This window comes from Nocardia sp. NPDC003482 (assembly GCF_053588115.1).
In genome coordinates, this window is sequence record NZ_JBSFPI010000009.1 from 189,156 (window position 1) to 209,542 (window position 20,387).

General features: G+C 70.1%; 21 protein-coding genes. 14 read left to right on the top strand and 7 right to left on the bottom strand.

Going from position 1 to position 20,387, the window contains the following annotated elements:
* Nucleotides 1–19: 19 nt before the first annotated feature.
* Nucleotides 20–340: a hypothetical protein gene (locus ACWDSJ_RS16435; protein ID WP_450032782.1), complete on the bottom strand. Its 321-nt coding sequence runs from the start codon at nt 338–340 to the stop codon at nt 20–22.
* A 203-nt stretch (nt 341–543) separates the two neighbouring features.
* Between ACWDSJ_RS16435 and ACWDSJ_RS16440 the strand changes: the two genes are divergently transcribed.
* Both ACWDSJ_RS16440 and ACWDSJ_RS16445 read left to right on the top strand, forming a co-directional pair.
* On the top strand, nt 544–879 hold the full coding sequence (locus ACWDSJ_RS16440) for a WhiB family transcriptional regulator (RefSeq protein ID WP_387365817.1): 336 nt from the start codon (nt 544–546) through the stop codon (nt 877–879).
* Between the two features lie 149 nt (nt 880–1,028).
* Nucleotides 1,029–4,319, top strand: a complete 3,291-nt coding sequence (locus ACWDSJ_RS16445) for a BTAD domain-containing putative transcriptional regulator (RefSeq protein WP_450032784.1) — start codon at nt 1,029–1,031, stop codon at nt 4,317–4,319.
* Nucleotides 4,320–4,323: 4 nt separating this feature from the next.
* Here ACWDSJ_RS16445 and ACWDSJ_RS16450 read toward each other — a convergent pair whose 3' ends face one another.
* Together ACWDSJ_RS16450 and ACWDSJ_RS16455 are read right to left on the bottom strand one after the other, a co-directional pair.
* Entirely contained in the window at nt 4,324–4,542 is a 219-nt protein-coding gene (locus ACWDSJ_RS16450; protein WP_387365823.1) for an FmdB family zinc ribbon protein, read from the bottom strand.
* 7 nt (nt 4,543–4,549) lie between these two features.
* Complete coding sequence (locus tag ACWDSJ_RS16455) at nt 4,550–5,575, bottom strand: COX15/CtaA family protein (protein ID WP_450032786.1); 1,026 nt, start codon at nt 5,573–5,575, stop codon at nt 4,550–4,552.
* An 85-nt stretch (nt 5,576–5,660) separates the two neighbouring features.
* On the opposite strand from ACWDSJ_RS16455, the gene mug reads away from it, so the two are divergent.
* Nucleotides 5,661–6,221: a G/U mismatch-specific DNA glycosylase gene (mug, locus tag ACWDSJ_RS16460; RefSeq protein WP_450032788.1), complete on the top strand. Its 561-nt coding sequence runs from the start codon at nt 5,661–5,663 to the stop codon at nt 6,219–6,221.
* 117 nt (nt 6,222–6,338) lie between these two features.
* On the opposite strand, the gene ACWDSJ_RS16465 is transcribed toward mug, so the two are convergent.
* The 3 genes from ACWDSJ_RS16465 to mptB are packed head-to-tail and all read right to left on the bottom strand — an operon-like array spanning nt 6,339 to nt 9,759.
* Entirely contained in the window at nt 6,339–7,121 is a 783-nt protein-coding gene (locus tag ACWDSJ_RS16465) for an ABC transporter permease (protein ID WP_450032790.1), read from the bottom strand.
* 11 nt (nt 7,122–7,132) lie between these two features.
* A complete protein-coding gene (locus tag ACWDSJ_RS16470) occupies nt 7,133–8,065 on the bottom strand; it encodes an ABC transporter ATP-binding protein (RefSeq protein WP_450032792.1) in 933 nt (310 codons plus the stop codon).
* Nucleotides 8,062–9,759 carry a polyprenol phosphomannose-dependent alpha 1,6 mannosyltransferase MptB gene (mptB, locus tag ACWDSJ_RS16475; protein WP_450032794.1) on the bottom strand — a complete coding sequence of 566 codons (1,698 nt, stop codon included), beginning with the start codon at nt 9,757–9,759 and terminating at the stop codon, nt 8,062–8,064. Before mptB ends, ACWDSJ_RS16470 begins: the two co-directional genes overlap by 4 nt.
* Before the next feature lie 197 nt (nt 9,760–9,956).
* Between mptB and ACWDSJ_RS16480 the strand changes: the two genes are divergently transcribed.
* From ACWDSJ_RS16480 to ACWDSJ_RS16525, 10 genes are all read left to right on the top strand, one after another.
* Nucleotides 9,957–10,745 carry a helix-turn-helix transcriptional regulator gene (locus ACWDSJ_RS16480; protein ID WP_450032796.1) on the top strand — a complete coding sequence of 263 codons (789 nt, stop codon included), beginning with the start codon at nt 9,957–9,959 and terminating at the stop codon, nt 10,743–10,745.
* Entirely contained in the window at nt 10,742–12,178 is a 1,437-nt protein-coding gene (gene sufB / locus ACWDSJ_RS16485) for a Fe-S cluster assembly protein SufB (protein WP_450032798.1), read from the top strand. The genes ACWDSJ_RS16480 and sufB overlap by 4 nt, the downstream gene beginning before the upstream one ends.
* Entirely contained in the window at nt 12,178–13,356 is a 1,179-nt protein-coding gene (gene sufD, locus ACWDSJ_RS16490; RefSeq protein ID WP_450032800.1) for a Fe-S cluster assembly protein SufD, read from the top strand. Before sufB ends, sufD begins: the two co-directional genes overlap by 1 nt.
* A gap of 31 nt (nt 13,357–13,387) precedes the next feature.
* Nucleotides 13,388–14,164 carry a Fe-S cluster assembly ATPase SufC gene (gene sufC / locus ACWDSJ_RS16495; protein WP_450032802.1) on the top strand — a complete coding sequence of 259 codons (777 nt, stop codon included), beginning with the start codon at nt 13,388–13,390 and terminating at the stop codon, nt 14,162–14,164.
* Between the two features lies 1 nt (nt 14,165).
* Complete coding sequence (locus tag ACWDSJ_RS16500) at nt 14,166–15,419, top strand: cysteine desulfurase (RefSeq protein ID WP_450032803.1); 1,254 nt, start codon at nt 14,166–14,168, stop codon at nt 15,417–15,419.
* 3 nt (nt 15,420–15,422) lie between these two features.
* Entirely contained in the window at nt 15,423–15,905 is a 483-nt protein-coding gene (sufU, locus tag ACWDSJ_RS16505) for a Fe-S cluster assembly sulfur transfer protein SufU (protein WP_450032805.1), read from the top strand.
* Nucleotides 15,898–16,254, top strand: a complete 357-nt coding sequence (locus ACWDSJ_RS16510) for a metal-sulfur cluster assembly factor (RefSeq protein WP_387365859.1) — start codon at nt 15,898–15,900, stop codon at nt 16,252–16,254. Before sufU ends, ACWDSJ_RS16510 begins: the two co-directional genes overlap by 8 nt.
* 77 nt (nt 16,255–16,331) lie before the next feature.
* Nucleotides 16,332–16,760, top strand: a complete 429-nt coding sequence (locus ACWDSJ_RS16515; protein WP_387365862.1) for a DUF4189 domain-containing protein — start codon at nt 16,332–16,334, stop codon at nt 16,758–16,760.
* A gap of 109 nt (nt 16,761–16,869) precedes the next feature.
* Nucleotides 16,870–17,460 (top strand): 16S rRNA (adenine(1408)-N(1))-methyltransferase WarA, encoded by a 591-nt coding sequence (gene warA, locus ACWDSJ_RS16520; protein ID WP_450032808.1) that lies wholly within the window; start codon nt 16,870–16,872, stop codon nt 17,458–17,460.
* 358 nt (nt 17,461–17,818) lie between these two features.
* Nucleotides 17,819–18,856 (top strand): phosphotransferase family protein, encoded by a 1,038-nt coding sequence (locus ACWDSJ_RS16525; protein WP_450032809.1) that lies wholly within the window; start codon nt 17,819–17,821, stop codon nt 18,854–18,856.
* Between the two features lie 51 nt (nt 18,857–18,907).
* On the opposite strand, the gene ACWDSJ_RS16530 is transcribed toward ACWDSJ_RS16525, so the two are convergent.
* Complete coding sequence (locus ACWDSJ_RS16530) at nt 18,908–19,588, bottom strand: RDD family protein (RefSeq protein ID WP_450032811.1); 681 nt, start codon at nt 19,586–19,588, stop codon at nt 18,908–18,910.
* Nucleotides 19,589–19,767: 179 nt separating this feature from the next.
* Here ACWDSJ_RS16530 and ACWDSJ_RS16535 point away from each other — a divergent pair, with 179 nt between their 5' ends.
* Entirely contained in the window at nt 19,768–20,385 is a 618-nt protein-coding gene (locus ACWDSJ_RS16535; RefSeq protein ID WP_450032813.1) for a hypothetical protein, read from the top strand.
* The last annotated feature ends 2 nt before the right edge of the window (nt 20,386–20,387 follow it).

Genomic DNA, 20,387 nt, shown 5'->3' on the forward strand with positions numbered 1-20,387 from the left:
GTTTTTCTGTCGCAGGCCCTCAGACAATGCCGGGCAGGGGAACGAAAGGTGCGTAATCACGAACGTGGCCGTCATTCCATTCCCACGTCGTCATCGTGTCCACGGCGACGCCGCGTTGCAGGCACAGCCGCCACCCCTCCGGGGATTTCTGCCAGATGTCGCCGTCGCGGTCCCGGTACAGGCCGGGCCGGGTCGGTTCCCCCGCGCGGGGGTCGATCGCGGCCGTCGCCGCGCCGCGGACCAGCAGGAACCCGGCCAGCGCGACCGCGCGTTCGGCGAGGCCGAGCAGGCCGGTGAGGACCGTGGCGGAATCGGTGGTCCGGAACGCCGATGAGTTCATTCGGTTCTACTCCTGAGGTTGTCGCTACCCTTTCCCGGAGAGTGTGGCGCGCCGCGCTTCCGGTGCGCTTATCCATTGCTTCCTTTCGACTTCCGGCTCAATTCGATGCCATTCCGTAATTGACGTGGGTGACGACAAGGAATGGCTTCGAGAATAGAGTGGCGCTGTTTTCCGACGATCTCGAGCTCGAGGAAGGACGGCGTGTGAACTGGCGTAGCAGCGCGGCCTGCCGGTATGCGGCACCGGGGATCTTCCATCCGCCCCCGCCGCCGAAGGGGGACCCGCGGCAGGCTCTCGCCCTGTGCCGTGACTGTCCGGTGGTGAAAGAGTGTGCGGCACATGCCCTCACGGTCGGATTGACCCGATGCGTCGCCGCCGGGGTATGGCTCGCGGGCGATTCCGACGCGCACGCGGCCCTGCGCCGGATCGCCGCCGGGCGTACCCGATTACCCCGCTGCGTCCGGTGCTGGCGGTTGGTCAACCGACCATCACAAAGCGGTTCCTGCGCGCACTGCGGATTCGCCGAGATACCGGCGTGATACGCGGAACGATTGTCCGACAACGGGTTTGCTGGCCTGTCGCCGATCTTGTCGGTTTGTGAATGGCGCAGGTCGGCGGTAATTTACCGGACGATCTCGAGAGTTTTTATTTGCGATGGATAGCTCGGCGATCAGAGGGGCATCATGTGATGACGGAACCACAGGTTCAGGTGTTCGGTCCGTTGCAGGTTTCGCTCGACGGACGCGCGGCGCGCATCGGGGCACGACGGCAACGGGCCGTACTGGGACGCTTGGTCGTGGCCGGGGGTAAGACTCTCGGAATCGACAAACTCGTCGACGATGTGTGGGAAGGAGCCCCACCGCCGAACGCCCCGGCGGTGTTGCAGGTACAGATTCACAATCTCCGGCGCGTGCTGGAACCGACCCGAAGACCCCGGACGCCCGCGCGGATTCTGGTGTCCGAGGGGAGTGGTTATGCGCTGCGGCTGGATTCGGGAAATGTGGACGCGTGGCGGTTCGAGGCGGTACTGCGCCGATACGAGCAGCGCGTCCACGATCCCCGGGACCGGCCGGATCCGGCCGAGCGGTACCGGATATTGGACGAGGCGCTCAATTGCTGGCACGGCGCGGCCTTCGAATCCTTCGCCGACGCCTCGTGGGCCGCCGCGGAGGTCGCCCGCCTCACCGATTTACGGGCCACCGCGATCGAAATGCGCGCCCACGCCGCCCTCGAACTCGATCGCGTCGGTGAGGTGGTGGCCGTGCTGCGGCGGCAGGTCGAGGAATTTCCGGGACGGGAGGAGAGCGCGCGCCTGCTCGCGGTGGCGCAGTATCGGCTCGGCCAACAGGTCGAGGCATTGGCCACGGTGCGGCGGACGCGCGAATATCTGCGCACCGAATACGGTATCGATCCCGGCCCGCGATTGGACGAACTGGAATCGGCCATTCTCAATCACGGGGTAGCCGAGCTGATGCCGCCCACGGAACCGGCCGGTCTCCCCGTCGTGGCCAGGGCGGCTCCGGCCGATTCCGCGGGCCGCCCGGAACGGCCTGGGCGGCACTGGGATTCGACCTTCTATCCGAGTCAGCGCGCGGCCTTGCTGGCCGCCGCGGCCGAGGCCCGCTCGGCGGGTCTGCGCCTGGCCTGGGTGGTCGGTGAGGTCGGCACCGGTAAGACGACGCTGGTGTCGGGGCTGCGCGAGCAGCTCGCCGCGCAGGGCTGGGCCACCGCCTACGCCTGCGTGCCCGAGGTCGACGGCGCCCCGCCCGCGTGGGCCTGGACGGAGATCCTCGCCGGTCTGGGCGGTGAGCCCATGCGGGCGGATCCGTTCACCCTCGCCCGGGCGGTGGCGCAGCGGTGCCGGGAAGCGGTGCGCGACAATGCCGTCGCCATCGTCGTGGAGGATCTGCATCGCGCCGACGCCGCCACCCTCCAGGTGTTGCGGCAGCTGGTGAACTGGCTGGACCGCGAGCCGGTTCTGATCGCGGTGACCGCCCGCGGCCCGGAACTGCCCGCGCTGCTGCGCGCGACCGAGGCGGCCCTGGCCGATCGCGTGACCGAACGGGTGGAACTGCATGGGGTCGACGTCGAGGGCACCCGCCGGATCGCCCAGGGCGCCGGGCTGGTGGCGATCGAACCCGAGATGCTGCGCACCCTGCACCGGCGCACCGGCGGCAATCCGCTGTTCGTGCGCGAACTGACCAAACTCATGGTGACACAGGGGGATTCGGTCGCCCTACCGGAGACCATCCGATCGGTGCTCACCGAGCGCATCGAACAGCTGCCCGAGGGCGTGCTCACCCTGTTGCAGTACGTGGCCATCTGGGGCCGCCCGCTGGATCCGGAGCTGCTGGCCGAACTGTCGGGTGTCGGCGAGGAGGAACTCGTCGACCGCGTCGACGCGGCCGCGGTGGCCGGGCTCATCGTCCTCGACGACCGCGGCCGCATCGCGCTCGCCCACGCCCTGGTCCAGGACACCGTCTACGACCGCATCTCCCCGCTGCGCCGGAGCCGAATGCATTGGGGCGCACTGGAACTGCTGGAGCGTCGCGGCGCCGAGCCCGCGGTCGAGGGCCTCGACGCCGGGCTGCGCGGATTGCACGCCGCGCGCGGCGCCACCCGCGCCACCGCCGCGCACGCGCTCACCCACGTCATCGTCGCGGCGCACCGATCCGACCAGCGCGGCCAACGCGCGGACGCGGCGATGCTGTGGCAGGCGGCCGCACGATTGCACGAATCCGCCGGGCACGCACGGCAATCCGCCGCGCGCTCCGACCGGCTCGCCCTGGTGCGGGCGCTGTGCGCGCTGACCGACGCCCTGGCCTACGACGGCCAGTTCGCGGCCGCCCGCGCCGCCCGCCGCCGCGCCTTCGATCTGGCCGTCGACCTCGGGGACGAGGCGTTGTTCCCGGTGCTCACCTGCTGGCGGACGCCGGTGATCTGGGGGATGCGGCCGTGCGGCGGATCGGACCGCCGGCTGCGGGAGGCGATGGAATCGGCGCTGGCACGGGCGAATTCGCCGGTGACGCGGGCGCGGCTGCTGATCGCGTCGGTCTACGAGGCGGGCGTCGAGGAGATCGCCGATCCGCGCACCCACGAGCGGGCGTGCCACGCGGTGGACGTGGCCCGCCGCTGCGACGATCCCGACCTGATCTGCGCGGCGCTGGTCGCCGTCGCGTATGTGATCACCGGACCGGCCGCCCGGGACGGCTGGCAGCCGCTCGCCGACGAGCTGCTCCGCGCCGCGCGGACCGCGCGGCTCACCCACTACGAGGCGGTCGGGCACTATCTGCGGTTCCGCGCGGCCTGCCGCACCGGCGATCTGCGCGCCGCCGCCCGGCACTGGAATCGGGCGCTGGACCGCGCCTCGGCGAGCAGGCTGCGGCCCGTGGTCGACATCCTGTCCGCGTTCCCGGCGGTGGTGGCGCTGCTGCGGGGCGCGGCGGACGAGGCGAAGGACAAATATCGCCAATTCGATTCGCGCCTGCGCAAATCGACGGCCGCGAGCGACAGCGAGATCGTATTGTTCGGCGACCTCACCGTCGCGTGGGCGCAGGGCGATCTGTCCGGGCTGGTGGACCGGCTGGGCGCGCTGTACGCGGTCCGGCCCGATCCGGTCGCGCAGGTGTACGCCCTGGCGCTGCTGCACGCCGGGGAACCCGAGCGGGCGCGCATCGTGTTCGCCGAGCACCCGAATCCGCGCCCGGACTTCTATCGGATCATCTCGGCGGCGTTCCGGGCGCGCACGGCGGTCGCGGTACGGGACCACGCGGTCGCGGCCGAACTGCTCGACGCGCTGCGGCCCTGTTCGGGCACGCTCATCGGGCTCGACACCGGCGCGGTGGTGTTCGGGGTCATGGACGAACTGCTCGCCGAACTTGCCGAGATGGGCGGCGACGCCGCCGCGGCCGCGGAGTTCCGGCGTCGGGCCGTCACCACCGCGGCGCGGGTGAGCCGGGATCTGGCGGCCCTGCCCTGACGGGTCAGCCGCAGCAGCCGCCCCCGCAACAGCCGCCGCCCGCCGCGGGCGCGGGAGCCGGGGCCGGGGCGCCCGCCGCGCCGGTGAGGGCGATGGTGGTCAGCAGTTTGACGGTGTCGGCGTGCCCGCCGGGACACGGTGCGGCGGCGCCGGATTCGCGCATCGGCCGGACGAGTTCGAAGGTCTCGTCGCATTCGCGGCAACGGTAGGCGTAGGTCGGCATGACGGAATTATCGCCCGGCCCCCGCGTTGCGCGCAGCATCCGGTACGGTCATCGCTTCGCCGGTGGTCTCCGCGATCGCGGAAGCCGGTGCGGCCGAGACGGTTTCGCGGGTGCGCAGGGCGGCCCACAGGGCGGCGGTGGCGGCGGTGCACGCGGCCGCGCCGCCGACGTGCACGGCGACCAGCGCGGCGGGCACATGCGTGAAGTACTGCACCACCCCGACCAGACCCTGCGCGCACACCAGCGCGATCAACACGAACAACCGCACCCGGATCGCGCGGGTCATCCCGACCGCGGCCAAGCCGAAGCCCAGTCCGACCAGCAGGGCCAGATAGGCGACCAGGAACTGGGCGTGTGCGTGCACCAGCGTGACGATCTCGACCTCGAGCCGGGCCACCGGCTTGTCGACGCTCTTGTCGCCCGCGTGCGGACCGGCGCCGGTGACCAGCGTGCCCGCGATCAGCGTGGCGCACAGGGCGAGTGCGCTGAGGACGGTCAGCCAGCGCAGTGGCGCGGGCACCTGCGCGACCGGCACGCCGTCGTCGGGCTCGCCGATTTTGGCGAACAGCAGCACCGCCAGCCACACCATCAGCATCGAGGCCAGTAGATGCACGGCCACGGTCCACCACAGCAGTCCGGTGAGTACGGTGAAGCCGCCGATCACGGCCTGCAGGACGGTGCCGCCCGGCATGAGCCACGCGTAGACCAGCACCTCGCGCCGACGCCGCGCCCGCAGCACGGCCAGCACCACCAGCGCCGCGCACAGCGTGACCGCGAAAGTCAGCATGCGGTTGGAGAATTCGATGGCCTGATGCAGCACCGGCACCTCGGCGTGCGCGACCGGGGTGAAGCTGCCGGGGAAGCAGCGCGGCCAGGTGGGGCAGCCGAGTCCGGAGGAGGTGACGCGCACGACCGCGCCCGTCACCGAGATCCCGGCCTGCGAGGCGATCACGAGGAACGCGATGATCCGCTGCGCCCGCACCGAGGGCAGCGGCAGCAGATCGACCAGTCGCAGGAAGGCGCGAGTCAGCACGGCCCCGATGGTAGTCGGCGCGGTCCGGGCCGGATCGACCGGGCTACTACAAGACGTCGTTGTGTGGGTCCGGCACACTGGTCGGGTGCCGCGCTCCGCCTCGACCTCCCGTCCCACTCCCGCCGATCTGGCCGCCGCGCGGGACGTGACCATTCCCGATCTCATCGCCCCCGGCCTGCGGGTGCTGTTCTGCGGCATCAACCCCGGTCTCTGGTCCGGCGCGACCGGCTACCACTTCGCCCGCCCCGGCAACCGCTTCTGGCCCGCCCTGCACCGATCCGGTTTCAGCCCACGGCAATTGCGCCCCGACGAGCAGCAGGCCCTGCTCGACCTCGGCCTCGGCATCACCAACGTCGCCCCCCGCACCACCGCCAAGGCCGACGAACTGACCAAGGACGAACTCCGCGCGGGCGGCGTCGCCCTCCGCGACCGCGTCGCCACCTACCGCCCCCGCGTCCTCGCCGTCCTCGGCCTCGGCGCCTACCGAACCGCCTTCGCCCGCCCCCGCACCGTCGTCGGCCCCCAACCGGACCCCTTGGGCGACACCGAGGTCTGGGTCCTCCCCAACCCCAGCGGCCTCAACGCCCACTACACCATCGACGCCCTCGCCGCCGAATTCCGCACCCTCCGCGAAGCCCTCGACTGACCCCAGGTTTACGAACCCAGCCGCACCCCTTATTCGGATCCGCACCCGTTTCAGGGGTCTGCAAGGGGTGCGGATCCGAATAAAGGGTGCGGCTGGGGTTGCCGTACAGGGTGGGGGTTATTCGAAGCGGAACCAGCGGGTGGCGAGGGTGGCCGCGAGGAGGCCCCAGGCGGTCAGGACGATCAGGCCGTACCAGTCGACGGTCAGTTTCTGGGCCTGTTCGAGGGCTTGGGCGAGTGCGCCTGAGGGGACCACGCGGGCGGCCAGGCTCAGCCAGTGCGGGACGTTCTCCGCGGCGAAGACCAGGCTCGACGTGCCGAGCATGACGAACCACAGGATGTTCGCCAGCGCCAGCACCACCTCGGCCTTGAGCGTGCCGCCCAGCAGCAGACCCAGGGACGCGAAAGTGGCCGTCCCCAAGGCGATCACGGCCGCGCCGCACACCAGCCCGCCGAGCGAGGGCCGCCAGCCCAGCGCCACCCCGATGAGCCCCAGCAGAATCGACTGCAACACCACCACGATCAGCACCGCCGCGCACTTGCCGCCGACGATGCCCCAGCGCGGTAACGCGGTGGCGCCCAAGCGTTTCAACGCCCCATACCGGCGGTCGAAGCCCACCGCGATGGCCTGTCCGGTGAACGCGGTCGACATGATCGCCACCATCATCACCGCGGGAACGATCCGATCCACCCGATGCTCGCCCAGTCCGCTGATCGGCAGCAGCGTCAGCCCGATCAGCAGCGCGATCGGGATGAACATCGTCAGCAGCAGCTGTTCCCCGTTGCGCAACAACAGGATCAGCTCCATCCGGGTCTGCGCCGCCAGCATCGCCGCGCGCGGCGCGGGCCGGGGATCGGGGGTGAAGGTGCCCGGCGCGAAACGGTCGGTCTCGGTGGTCACGGCTGTACTCCTCACCCGCGCAGTTCCCGCCCGGTCAGTTCCAGGAAGACGTCCTCGAGCCGCCGCTGATCGATGCGAATATCGCTGGGCAGCACGTCGATTCGCGCACACCAGGCCGTCACGGTGGCCAGCACCTGCGGGGTGATGTCGCCGCGCAGCAGATACGCGCCCGGCGCGGTCTCGGTCGGCGAGAAGCCTTCCGGCAGAGCCGTTTCCAGCAGCCGCAGATCGAGTTTGGGCGGCGCGGTGAACCGCAACTGCCCCTCCGCGCCGGTGGAGGTGACCTCGGCGGGCGTCCCGGCCGCCACGATCCGGCCGTGATCGATGATGATCAGCCGGTCGGCGAGCTGTTCGGCCTCGTCCATCATGTGCGTGGTCAGCAGCACGCCCACCCCGTCGCGGCGCAGCGCGTCGATCAGCTCCCACACCAGATGCCGCGCCTGCGCGTCCATACCCGCCGTCGGCTCGTCGAGGAACACCAGTTCCGGCCGTCCCACCAGCGCGCACGCCAGGGCGAGACGTTGCTGTTGCCCGCCGGACAACCGCCGATACGGCGTGCGGCGCGCCTCGTGCAGCCCGAGCGTCGCCAGCAGCCAGTCCGGATCCAGCGGATCGGCGGCGTAGGAGGCGACCAGATCGAGCATCTCCCCGGCCCGCGACCCCGGATACGCGCCGCCGCCCTGCAACATCACCCCGATGCGCGGGCGCAGCGCGTCGGAGTCGGCGATCGGATCCAGGCCCAGCACCCGCACGCGCCCGGCGTCGGGGGATTTGAAGCCCTCGCACATCTCGACGGTCGTGGTCTTGCCCGCGCCGTTCGGGCCCAGCAGCGCGAGCACCTCGGCCGGGCGGACCTCGAAGCTGATGCCGTCGACCGCGGTGACGTCGCCGTATCGTTTGACGACGCCGTCCACGCTGACAGCGGGTTGCGAGGGTGCGCTCACGAGGAGATACCGTAGGCCGCCGCCCGCTGTGACGGAGCAGACACCCCCGCGGGTTTGCGCCACGGCAACAGGTTCCGCGTCAGCGCTATGAACGACAGCGACACCACGACCGTCGCCACCGCCGCCTCGATGATCTGGAAGACCCCGTAGTCCGCGCCGCGCGGCATCAGCATCACGCTCACCACCGCCGAGAACGCCACGGCCGGAACGCGGAACGCGGGCGTGGTCGCCCACGCGGCCAGCGGCACGATGGCCCACAGCAGATACCACGGCTGCACCACCGGATACAGCAGCACGATCGCGCCCAGCGACACCCCGAGCGCGCCCACCGCGGGCAGCCGTCCCGTCCACGTCGCGATGAGCATCCGCAGGGTCAAAAACGCCGCGACCACCAGCGCGATCGGCCGGGTGATGCTCAGCAACGCCGTGGTGTGATCGCCCAATCCCAGCAGCACCCCGCCGAACCCGGTGATGATCCCGACCAGCGTCGGCAACGACATCCAGCTGCGCACCACGTTCGCGGTATTGAGGGTGAACAGCCACCCGAAGCCCAACCCGCTCGCCAGACTCACGAAAAGCGTTGTGGCCAAAGCGATCACACCGAGCAGCCCGGCCGCGGCCAGCACCGGCCGCAACCCCTTGCCCCAGCGCCGCGCCAGTGCCATGCCCACGAACCCGAGCGTGATCAACGAGGTGATCTTGATCGTCGACGACAGCGCGATGACCACCGCGCCGAAGATCAACAGCGTCCACTCCCGCCGATCGAATCCGCGGCGGCCCAGCCCGTCGTCGTCGCAGATCGCCCGCAGGCAGAACTCCATGCCCGCGAGCATGAGCCCGAGCATCAGCGCGTCGTTGTGCACGCCCGCGACCAGGTGGAACAGCACCAGCGGATTGGCCGCGCCCAGCCACAGCGCGCTCACCCCCGCGACCCCGCAGCGCCGCGACAGCCGCGGCAGCGCCCACACGATCAGCGCCACGCCGCCGAGCGCCAGCAGCCGGTGCGCCCATACCCCGATGATGATGTTGTCCCCGGTCAGATGGGAGATCGTGCGCCCGATCCACAGGATCAGCGGACCGTAGGGCGCGGGCGTCTCACGCCAGATGTTGGGCACGTTCATCGTCAGCACATTGCCGACGCCGAGGCCCTGCGCCGGACCGACCTGATAGGGGTCCATTCCGCGCTTGGCGATCTCGCTCTGCGCCAGATACGAGTACACGTCGGTCGAGTACAGCGGGGGAGCGACCGACAGCGGCAGGATCCACAGCAGCAGCGTGCGGTCGAGCTGGGACCGGGTCAGCCGGTGCACGGGCCCGCCGCCGAAACCGCCGACGGCGAAGCGCCCCAACAACAACCAGGCCATCACGACCAGCACCGTGCCGATCATCGACAGCGCCAGCGAGGAGGTCTGCCAGCGCGCGAACACCCCGATCACCCGCACGCCGGAGACCGGATTCTGCAATACCGGCTGGGCCGCCACGCCGAGCGCGCTGATGCCGATCAGCACCGTCCCGGTCGCGCCGAGCAGCCGGATCCGGCCGAGCTGGCGCGTCTCGCGCGCGTCGAGGCCGGGCACCTCGGACTCGACGCTGTGCAGCACCGCGATCGTGTGATCGGCGGGCGGCACGTCCAGACCCAACGCGCGGCGTCCCCACTCCACGATGCTGCGCCGCGCGCCCTCGGTACCCACCACGCCTGCAGAGCCTAGTTCGCCGCGACCCCTTTCCGGGAACCGTGCCGCGACGGGCGGATACGGTCCCGGTAGCCTTTTCGTCCAGCTGCGGAAACGGTCACATTCCCGGGTCGAACGCGCAGGCGGGAGCGGTGTGATCGCCGCCGGTCAGGGCACCCTTACTGGAACCCGGGAAGGAATTCCGTCACACTGATGTTGTGAAAACCGTGGGTTTGCGGAACGCGGAGGCGGAAACCGGGCGCCGAGAGGGCGCCCGGTCCACTGCCGTGCCCGGGACCGAGGGGCACACCCGGGCGGCCGTCGTCCAGCTGCTGCTGGAAGAGGGCCCGATCACCGCGACCGCCATCGGCGAGCGGCTGGGCCTGAGCCCGGCCGGGGTCCGGCGGCACCTGGACGCGCTGATCGAATCCGGGGAGGCGCGCGCGGCGCGGTCCGCGCCGTGGCAGCAGAAGGGCCGCGGCCGTCCCGCCAAGCAGTACCAGCTCACCGCCGCGGGTCGCGGTCGGCTGGGCCACGCCTACGACGATCTGGCGGGCGCGGCGATGCGTCAGCTGCGCGCGCTCGGCGGCGACCAGGCCATCGTCGACTTCGCCCGGCAGCGGGTCGCCACGATCGTGGCCGGGGTCGATCGGCTCGCCCGGCAGACCCCCACCCCCGAGGCAACCGCCGACAAGGCCGACGAGATCGCCGAGGCGTTCACCGAGGCCGGTTTCGCCGCGTCCACCCGCAAGGTGGGCACCGGCGTGCAGATCTGCCAGCACCACTGCCCGGTTTCCCATGTGGCGGAGGAGTTTCCGGAGTTGTGCGCCGCCGAGCTGGAGGCGTTCCGCGAACTGCTCGGCACCCATGTGCAACGCCTGGCCACCATCGCCAACGGCGACTGCGCCTGTACCACCCACGTCCCGCTGCTCGTATTGAACTCCGACGAGTCCGCTGCCCAGCCCGCGGCGGAAACCACGATCGACTCCGGAAGGAGTGCCGAATGACGACGACCACCGACCCGGTGCAGCCGCTGTCCCAGGAGGAGGCCATCGCCTCGCTGGGCAAGTACGGCTACGGCTGGGCTGACAGCGATGTCGCCGGTGCCAGTGCCAAACGCGGCTTGTCCGAGGAGGTCGTGCGCGACATCTCGGCCAAGAAGAACGAGCCCGAGTGGATGCTCGACATCCGCCTCAAGGCGCTGCGCATCTTCGATCGCAAGCCCATGCCCAACTGGGGTTCCAACCTCGACGGCATCGACTTCGACAACATCAAGTACTTCGTGCGCTCGACCGAGAAGCAGGCCGCCAGCTGGGACGAGCTGCCCGAGGACATCAAGAACACCTACGACAAGCTGGGCATCCCCGAGGCGGAGAAACAGCGGCTGATCGCCGGTGTCGCCGCCCAGTACGAGTCCGAGGTGGTCTACCACCAGATCCGCGAGGACCTCGAGTCCCAGGGCGTGATCTTCCTCGACACCGACACCGGTCTCAAGGAGCATCCGGAGCTGTTCAAGCAGTACTTCGGCTCGGTCATCCCCGCCGGGGACAACAAGTTCTCCGCGCTGAACACGGCCGTGTGGTCGGGCGGTTCGTTCATCTACGTGCCGCCGGGCGTGCACGTCGACATCCCGTTGCAGGCCTACTTCCGGATCAACACCGAGAACATGGGCCAGTTCGAGCGGACCCTGATCATCGTCGACGAGGGCGCCTACGTGCACTACGTCGAGGGCTGCACCGCGCCGATCTACAAGTCCGACTCGCTGCACTCCGCGGTCGTGGAGATCATCGTCAAGGACGGCGGCCGCTGTCGCTACACCACCATCCAGAACTGGTCGAACAACGTCTACAACCTGGTCACCAAGCGGGCCAAGGCGGGCGCGGGCGCGACCATGGAGTGGATCGACGGCAACATCGGCTCCAAGGTCACCATGAAGTACCCGGCGGTCTGGATGACCGGCGAGCACGCCAAGGGCGAGGTGCTGTCGGTGGCGTTCGCGGGCGAGGGCCAGCACCAGGACACCGGCGCGAAGATGCTGCACCTGGCGCCGCACACCTCCTCGACCATCGTGTCCAAGTCGGTGGCGCGCGGCGGCGGCCGGGCCTCCTACCGCGGCCTGGTCCAGGTCAACAAGGGCGCCCACGGCTCCAAGTCGACCGTGAAATGCGATGCGCTGCTGGTGGATACGATCAGCCGCTCCGACACCTACCCCTACGTCGACATCCGCGAGGACGACGTCACGATGGGGCACGAGGCCACGGTCTCCAAGGTCTCCGAGGACCAGCTGTTCTACCTGATGAGCCGCGGCCTCACCGAGGACGAGGCGATGGCGATGGTCGTGCGCGGCTTCGTCGAGCCGATCGCCAAGGAACTGCCCATGGAGTACGCGCTCGAGCTGAACCGCCTGATCGAACTGCAGATGGAAGGAGCCGTCGGCTGATGCCGGTCGAGAACGTCGCCGAGGCCGCCGAGGCTCGCGCGATCGCCGTCAACAAGGGTGAGCTGTTCGCGTCGTTCGACGTGGACGCCTTCGAGGTGCCCTCCGGTCACGACGAGGCGTGGCGGTTCACGCCCCTGCGGCGGCTGCGCGGCCTGCACGACGGCACGGCCGTGCGCGACGGCGAGGTCACGGTCGAGGTGACCCCGGCCTACGGCGTCACCACCGAGACCGTCGACCGCGCCGACGCCCGCCTCGGCGCGGCCGGGGTGCCCACCGATCGCGTTGCGGCGCAAGCCTATTCGGGCTTCGAGCGGGCGACGATCGTGTCGATCGGGTCCGAGGTCGAGGTGGCCCAGCCGGTCACGATCACCGTCACCGGTCCGGGCGAGGGCCGAACGGCCTACGGCCACCTGCAGATCCGGCTCGGCGCCTTCGCCGTCGCGACCGTCGTGCTCGATCAGCGCGGCAGCGGAACCTACGCCGAGAACGTGGAATTCGTGCTCGGCGACAGCGCCAAGCTCACCGTGGTCGCCGTGCAGGACTGGGCCGACGACGCGGTGCACGCCGCCGCCCATCACGCCAAGCTGGGCCGCGACGCCACCCTGCGCCACATCGACGTCACCCTCGGCGGCGATCTGGTGCGGCTCACCGCCACCGTGCGCTACGACGGCCCGGGCGGCGACGCCGAACTGCTCGGCCTGTACTTCGCCGACGACGGTCAGCACTTCGAGCAGCGCCTGCTCGTGGATCACGCGGTGCCGCACTGCAAGTCCAACGTCCTGTACAAGGGTGCGCTGCAAGGCAATCCGGCCTCGGACAAGCCCGACGCGCACACCGTCTGGGTCGGCGATGTGCTGATCCGCGCGGCCGCCGAGGGCACCGACACCTTCGAGGTGAATCGCAACCTGGTGCTCACCGACGGCGCGCGCGCCGACTCGGTGCCGAACCTGGAGATCGAGACCGGCGAGATCGTCGGCGCCGGACACGCCTCGGCCACCGGGCGTTTCGACGACGAGCAACTGTTCTACCTGCGTGCCCGCGGTATCCCGGAGGAGGCGGCGCGACGGCTGGTCGTGCGCGGCTTCTTCCACGAGATCATCCAGAAGATCGCGGTTCCCGAGGTCCGGGAGCGGCTCGAGACGGCCATCGAGGCCGAACTCGCCGCCATCGGCGCCTGAACCCCCCGACTACGAAGGACACCCACTCCCGATGACCACCCTCGAAATCAAGGACCTGCACGTCGAGGTCGCCAATCCCGACGAGTCCGGCGAGCCCATCAAGATCCTCAAGGGCGTCGACCTCACCGTGAAATCCGGTGAGACGCACGCCATCATGGGCCCCAACGGCTCGGGCAAGTCCACGCTGTCCTACGCGATCGCGGGCCACCCCAAGTACACCGTGACCCAGGGCTCGATCACCCTCGACGGCGAGGACGTGCTGGCCATGTCCGTCGACGAGCGCGCCCGCGCGGGCCTGTTCCTGGCCATGCAGTACCCGGTCGAGGTGCCCGGCGTGTCGATGTCGAACTTCCTGCGCACCGCGGCCACGGCCGTGCGCGGCGAGGCCCCGAAGCTGCGGCACTGGGTCAAGGAGGTCAAGGAGTCGATGGGCGAGCTGGAGATCGATCCGGCCTTCGCCGAGCGCAGCGTCAACGAGGGCTTCTCCGGCGGTGAGAAGAAGCGCCACGAGATCCTGCAACTGGGCCTGCTGAAGCCGAAGATCGCCATCCTCGACGAGACCGATTCCGGCCTGGACGTCGACGCGCTGCGCATCGTGTCCGAGGGCGTGAACCGCTACGCCGAGCGCGAGAACGGCGGCATCCTGCTCATCACCCACTACACCCGCATCCTGCGCTACATCCAGCCGCAGTTCGTGCACGTGTTCGTGGGCGGGCGCATCGTGGCCGAGGGCGGCCCCGAACTCGCCGACGAGCTCGACGCCAACGGGTACGTGCGCTTCACCCAGACAGCCACCGCGGGAGCCTGATATGACCACCACCGTGGGTACCCTCGACGTCGCGCGGGTCCGGGCCGACTTCCCCATCCTGAGCCGGACCGTGCGCGACGGAAAACCGTTGGCGTACCTGGATTCCGGTGCGACCGCGCAGCGTCCGCTGCGGGTGCTCGACGCCGAGCGGGCGTTCCTGCTCGAACACAACGCCGCCGTGCACCGCAGCGCGCATCAGCTGGCCGAGGAGGCCAACGAGGCGTACGAGGCGGCGCGCGCGCTGATCGCGGGCTTCGTCGGGGTCGGCGCGGACGAGATCGTCTACACCAAGAACGCCACCGAATCGCTGAATCTGGTGGCGTACGCGTTCTCCGACGACCGCTTCCCGCACCGGGTCGGTCCCGGCGACGAGATCGTCATCACCGAGCTGGAGCATCACGCCAATCTGGTGCCGTGGCAGGAGCTGGCCCGGCGCACGGGCGCGACGCTGAAGTGGTACGGGGTCACCGACGACGGCCGCATCGATCTCGACTCGCTCGAGCTGTCGCCCGCGACGAAGGTGGTCGCGTTCACCCATCAGTCCAATGTCACGGGCGCGGTCGCGCCGGTGGCCGAATTGGTCCGCCGCGCACGGGAAGTCGGCGCGCTGGTGGTGCTCGACGCCTGCCAGTCGGTGCCGCACTCGCCGGTGAACCTGCGCGAGCTGGGGGTGGACTACGCGGCGTTCTCCGGGCACAAGATGCTGGGCCCGTCCGGCATCGGCATCCTCTACGGGCGGCGCGCCCTGCTCGAGGACACCCCGCCGTTCATCACCGGCGGCTCGATGATCGAGACCGTCTACATGGACCACAGCACCTTCGCCCCGCCGCCGCAGCGGTTCGAGGCGGGCTCGCAGATGATCTCGCAGGTCGTCGGGCTCGGCGCCGCGGTGAACTACCTGACCGACATCGGCATGGAAAACGTTGCCGCGCACGAGCATTCGCTCACGGCCGCGGCGCTCGAGGGGATCGGCGCGCTCGACGGCGTGCGCGTCATCGGGCCGACCGAGGCGGTCGAGCGCGGCGGCGCGGTGTCGTTCGTGGTCGACGGGATCCACGCCCACGACGTGGGTCAGGTGCTCGACGACGAGGGCGTGGCCGTGCGGGTGGGGCACCACTGCGCGTGGCCGCTGCACCGGCGCTTCGGCGTCGCCGCCACCGCGCGCGCCTCGTTCGCGGTGTACAACACCCTCGACGAGGTCGATCGGCTGGTCGCCGCGGTGCGGAAGGCACAGAGCTTCTTCGGAGTTGCATAGACCATGCGCATGGAGCAGATGTACCAGGAAGTCATCCTGGACCACTACAAGCACCCGCATCACCGCGGGCTGCGGGAGCCGTACGGTGCCGAGGTGCACCACGTGAACCCGACCTGCGGTGACGAGGTGACCCTGCGCGTCGCGATCGGCGAGGACGGCGACGTCACCGACGTCTCCTACGACGGCCAGGGCTGCTCGATCAGCCAGGCCGCCACCTCGATCCTCACCGATCAGGTGATCGGCCTGCCGGTGCAGCAGGCGCTGAAGGTCGTCGACGCCTACAGCGAGATGATCTCCAGCCGCGGCACCGTCGAGGGTGACGAGGACGTGCTCGGCGACGGCATCGCGCTGGCCGGGGTGTCGAAGTATCCGGCGCGCGTGAAATGCGCGCTGCTGGGCTGGATGGCGTTCAAGGACGCCGTGGTCCGGATAACCTCCGCGCAGGAGACCAAGCCCGCGATGGGAAATGGGGAACGTCATGAGTGAGACACCGGCGCCCGAGCAGCAGCTCACCGACGAGGAACTGCGCCAGCTCGAGGACATCGAGGAGGCGATGCGCGACGTCGTCGATCCCGAACTCGGCATCAATGTCGTCGATCTCGGCCTGGTGTACGGCATGCGGGTCGAGGAGGACACCGCCGTGCTGGACATGACCCTCACCTCGGCGGCCTGCCCGCTCACCGACGTCATCGAGGACCAGTCCCGCAACGCGCTCGTGCGCAGCGGCCTGGTCGAGGATCTGAAGATCAACTGGGTCTGGATGCCGCCGTGGGGTCCGGACAAGATCACCGAGGACGGCCGGGAACAGTTGCGCGCCTTGGGCTTCACCGTTTAGCCCCGTTTCTTTGGACAGACCGCGCGCGGTCGAGGAAGATTCAACCCGTTCGCCATCACGTACGGGGAGGAATCTCTATGCCATCGCTGCACAAGGCCGCCTGGGCGCTCGGCGCCCCCGCGGTCGCGGCACTCGCCACCATCGGCGCGGCGCCCGCGCACGCCGCGCCCGGTGACCTGTACGGCGCCATGTCGCTCTCCCCGAGCAGCGGCACGGTGTCCTACGCGGTCAACTACCCCAGCCAGCCGCTCGCCGACGCCGGGGCCAATGTCAAATGCGCCGTCTACGACTGCCAGGTCGTGGTCCGTTTCGTCAACGCCTGCGCCGCCGTCGCCCAGGGCGCCGACCACCGCTTCGGCTGGTCCTGGGCCCCCACCAAGACCGAGGCCGAGCAGGCCGCCGTCGACTCCCTCGGCCTGAGCGCCCCACCCTTCCCCGACCTCGGCAGCGCGGAACCCCGTGCGGCGCAGGTGGTTTTGTCGGCCTGCACCGACAACGCGCACTGACGCACCGGAAATTCGGATGCGGCGCCGCGCCTCGACGGCTAGCGTCGCGGACATGAAGATCGTGTGCGGTAAGCGAATTCGCGACGTGGACATCGGTTAAGCCGAGGAGTTGATCGGCCGGTACGCCAGGGTGCTGGTCGATCTCGGCACCGGGGACGGACGGGCGGTGCGCGCCGCCGCGGCCGCCGACCCGGAGCGGTTGGCGATCGGCATCGACGCCCACGCGGCCGGAATGGTCGAGACCTCTCGACGGATCCTGCGCGGGGAAGTGCCCAACGCGCTGTTCGTCGTCGCGGCGGCGGAGCGACTCCCGCGCGAACTCGACGCGGCGGCCGATGCCGTGACGATCGATTTTCCGTGGGGCTCCCTGCTGCGCGGCCTGCTCACCGCCGACTCGGTGATGCTGGGCGAACTCACCCGCATCATGAAATCCGATGCGACACTGACCATTCGGGTCTCGGTCACCGATCGCGACCACGGCTCCGGCCTGTCCGCCCTCGACGACCCCAACCAGCTGACGGCCCTCGTCACCCCCTACGCGTCCCATGGCCTGACGATCACCGACATTCACCCCCTGTCCGGCCCGGAAGTCGTTGCCAGCGGCTCGACTTGGGGCAAGCGCCTGGGCGCGGGCGTCCGCCGACCCGCGTGGCGCATCGAGGCCCGCCGAACCGCGAGTACCGCGGCCCGCACGGGCTGACCACCGTTGCCACCGCCGGATTCGGCCATCCCGACCATCGGCTCGCAACTGTCGGGCGGGCGTGCGGCCGCTGGTCGGTGTGCGGCCGCCATGGGCACCGGGCCGCAACTCTCGGGCGCTGTTCGGTCGGCCGGTGGGGTGGGGCCGCCGCGAGTACCGGGGCGCAAGAGTGCGTTCGCGTTTCGGGTCAATCCGGGTGGCCGGTCCGGTTGTTGGTGGCATCCTGAAATCAGGTGTGAGGGAGGGCAATGATGCAGTACCGAACGGCCGCGACGGTGATTCGAGATCGTTTGTGTCCCAGGGGCGTTTGCGGGAGTCCGCCCGTCGTACAGGTGGGGGACCGCCGTCGGGAGGGGCGATGACGGGGAATGTCGCGGGCGGGCTGGGTCGATTCCTGACCGCCGAGTTCGGGGAGACCGTGGCCGTCTCCAACATTCGGCAACTGTCGGTGGGTGCGCGTCGTCGGACCATCGCCTTCGACGCGCAGCGGCGCGGACACTGCCGACGCCTCGTGGCGACGTTCGTACCCGGCCCGGTCCGGCGTCTACCGGTCGATGTGGAGGCCGAAACTCGGGAACTGGCCCGCAAACACGGCGTTCCCGTCCCTCCGATCGTCGCCACATGCACGGATCCCGAGTACGTCGGGGCGCCCTTCCTCGTCGCCGAGCTCGTGGACGGGGAAACACTGCCGCGCAAGGTCTTCCGGCTCGTCCGCGCCGCGGGAATCGGCGAACGCCTGACCGCTCAACTCGGCAAGGCCATGGGCCGCCTGCACGCCATCGACCCGCACACCGCCCCGGCGGCGCTGCCCACCGCCGCCGAATTCCCCGGAGCCACAACACATTTCACGCCGACATCACCTACCGCGGACCCCGTCCGCGCGCACCTGGCGGCGGTCGAAGGCGGCGTGGCCGACCTACCCCTGGATCGCCCGGTCTTCGACCTGGCGCTGTGCTGGCTGCGCGATCGGGTGCCCGGCCCACCGGCGCGAAAGGTGCTGCTGCACAACGATATGCGGACCGGCAATCTCATCGTCGACGGCGACGGGCTGCGCGCGGTGCTCGACTGGGAGGAGGCGCGGCGCTTCGGTGATCCCATGCGGGACGTCGCCCGGGCCGCGCTGCGGGTGTGGCGCTTCGGCAACGACCGGGCCGAATTCGGCGGGTTCGCCGGTCGCGAACCGTTCCGGCACGGGTACGAACAGGTCGGGGGAGTCCTCGATATCGAGCGGTTCCGGTGGTGGACGGTCCTGCTCACGCTCGAGCTCGGCCTGGATCTCGCCGCCGAAGCCGTCGCCGGGACGGGCGCCGACGCTCGTCGCCTCGCGGAACTCGAATGGGATCTGCTGGGCCGGATCCGCCCCGAAAGCCGACGGCCGCAACGAGATTCCCCGTGATACGACAACGCCGCCGACCCCCGCGTCGGCGGCGTACCCGAACCGCGGAACCTAGACCTTGACCACGATCGTGCTGAGAATCTTGTCCGCGAACGTCTGGCGCTTCTCGTCCCACAGCGGCCACAGGTAGCCGATGTAGCACGGGATGGCGTCCACGATGTGGGCGATGCGGCGGACGATGGCCATGCCGAAGCCGATGGGCTGGCCGTCGGCCTCGCGCACCAGGCGGATATTGGCGACCTGCTTCCCCGGAGTCTGGCCGGTGGTGCCCTCGCGGTAGAGCAGCCACAGGGTCGCGATCAGCGCGTACAGGCCGCCCAGCAGGAGGAGGATGACGCCGGCCGCCGACAGGCCGCCGCCGGTGCAGGTGGTGTTGTACGAGTCGAGGCTGTCGTCGCTGGTGCACGTCATGCCCGAGGAGCCGACCGCGATGCCGATGCCGTAGAGGATGCCGGCGGGCACGCCGACGATCAGGTAGTCGATCAGAAACGCGCCGACACGGGCACCCCAGCTGGCATAGGGGGCGGCGGGACCGTAGGGCTGGTAGCCGGGCGCGGGCGGATAGCCGGGCTGGCCCCCGTACCCGGGCTGACCGCCGTAGGGCTGGCCGCCGTAGCCGGGCTGCGGCTGGCCGTAACCCTGCGGCGGGGTGCCGTACCCCGGTTGCTGCGGATAGCCGCCGGACTGGCCGGGTTGCTGTGGATAGGGTTGCTGGGCATACGGATCGGTCATTCGAGGGCCTCCGACGATGATGGATGTGAACAAGGTGAGCGCAACGACCGGGTGGAACAGTGTCGGAACCGCGGCTAACCGGTGAGCCCGCCGATCAGTATGAGCGAAATGCGCCGAAAACACGCGGCAACCCGACGTAATCCCGCGAACGCGACGCCCGATGCGGTGATGATGGTCGGGTGGACGAGCTCACCTATGAAGACACTCGCTTCGCCCTGCACGCGGTGTCGGAGCTGCTGATCGCCGGTCCGCAGTACCGGCGGTTCGGTACGGTCCGAATGCGGGTCGTGCTCGGCGGCTTCGCCGGGGTCAAATGGCCGGTCTCGGTGGTCGGCACCGACCTGGTGTGGCCCGAGGGCCGCATCCCGTTGCACGGCAGCTACGAGGATCTGGCCGAACGGGCCGGATTCGAGGCGGCCGGCCCGCCGCCGGGCCTGTACAGCGACGGCACCCATATGGATCCCGGGGAGGTGTTCGGCCTCGACTCCGAGGCGGCCGACCGGATCCACGACTGGTTCGCCCTCGGCGACACCGCGCTGCGCCGCTTCGCCGAACAGGCCCCGACGCTGTGGCCGGAGCACTTCGATCTGTCGGTCGCCGTCGATCAGACCAATTACGGTGTGTCGCCGGGGGATTGGGACGACCCCCGACCGTACGCCTACGTCGGTCCGTGGAGCCGCCGCGAGGGCGCGTTCTGGAACGCGCCCTTCGGCGCCAAACGGCTGCGCGAGGAGGTGCCGACCGTCGCCGCGCTCATCGACTTCTTCACCGAGGGCAAGAAGCGCGCCGCGGGCTGACG

Excerpts from the sequence above, each read along its gene's own strand:
- ACWDSJ_RS16435 (WP_450032782.1), bottom strand. The coding sequence starts at position 340 with ATGAACTCATCGGCGTTCCGGACCACCGATTCCGCCACGGTCCTCACC.
- sufB (WP_450032798.1), top strand. The coding sequence starts at position 10,742 with ATGACGACGACCACCGACCCGGTGCAGCCGCTGTCCCAGGAGGAGGCC.
- ACWDSJ_RS16515 (WP_387365862.1), top strand. The coding sequence starts at position 16,332 with ATGCCATCGCTGCACAAGGCCGCCTGGGCGCTCGGCGCCCCCGCGGTC.
- sufC (WP_450032802.1), top strand. The coding sequence starts at position 13,388 with ATGACCACCCTCGAAATCAAGGACCTGCACGTCGAGGTCGCCAATCCC.
- ACWDSJ_RS16450 (WP_387365823.1), bottom strand. The coding sequence starts at position 4,542 with ATGCCGACCTACGCCTACCGTTGCCGCGAATGCGACGAGACCTTCGAA.
- sufU (WP_450032805.1), top strand. The coding sequence starts at position 15,423 with ATGCGCATGGAGCAGATGTACCAGGAAGTCATCCTGGACCACTACAAG.
- ACWDSJ_RS16530 (WP_450032811.1), bottom strand. The coding sequence starts at position 19,588 with ATGACCGATCCGTATGCCCAGCAACCCTATCCACAGCAACCCGGCCAG.
- ACWDSJ_RS16500 (WP_450032803.1), top strand. The coding sequence starts at position 14,166 with ATGACCACCACCGTGGGTACCCTCGACGTCGCGCGGGTCCGGGCCGAC.
- ACWDSJ_RS16510 (WP_387365859.1), top strand. The coding sequence starts at position 15,898 with ATGAGTGAGACACCGGCGCCCGAGCAGCAGCTCACCGACGAGGAACTG.
- ACWDSJ_RS16445 (WP_450032784.1), top strand. The coding sequence starts at position 1,029 with ATGACGGAACCACAGGTTCAGGTGTTCGGTCCGTTGCAGGTTTCGCTC.
- sufD (WP_450032800.1), top strand. The coding sequence starts at position 12,178 with ATGCCGGTCGAGAACGTCGCCGAGGCCGCCGAGGCTCGCGCGATCGCC.
- ACWDSJ_RS16525 (WP_450032809.1), top strand. The coding sequence starts at position 17,819 with ATGACGGGGAATGTCGCGGGCGGGCTGGGTCGATTCCTGACCGCCGAG.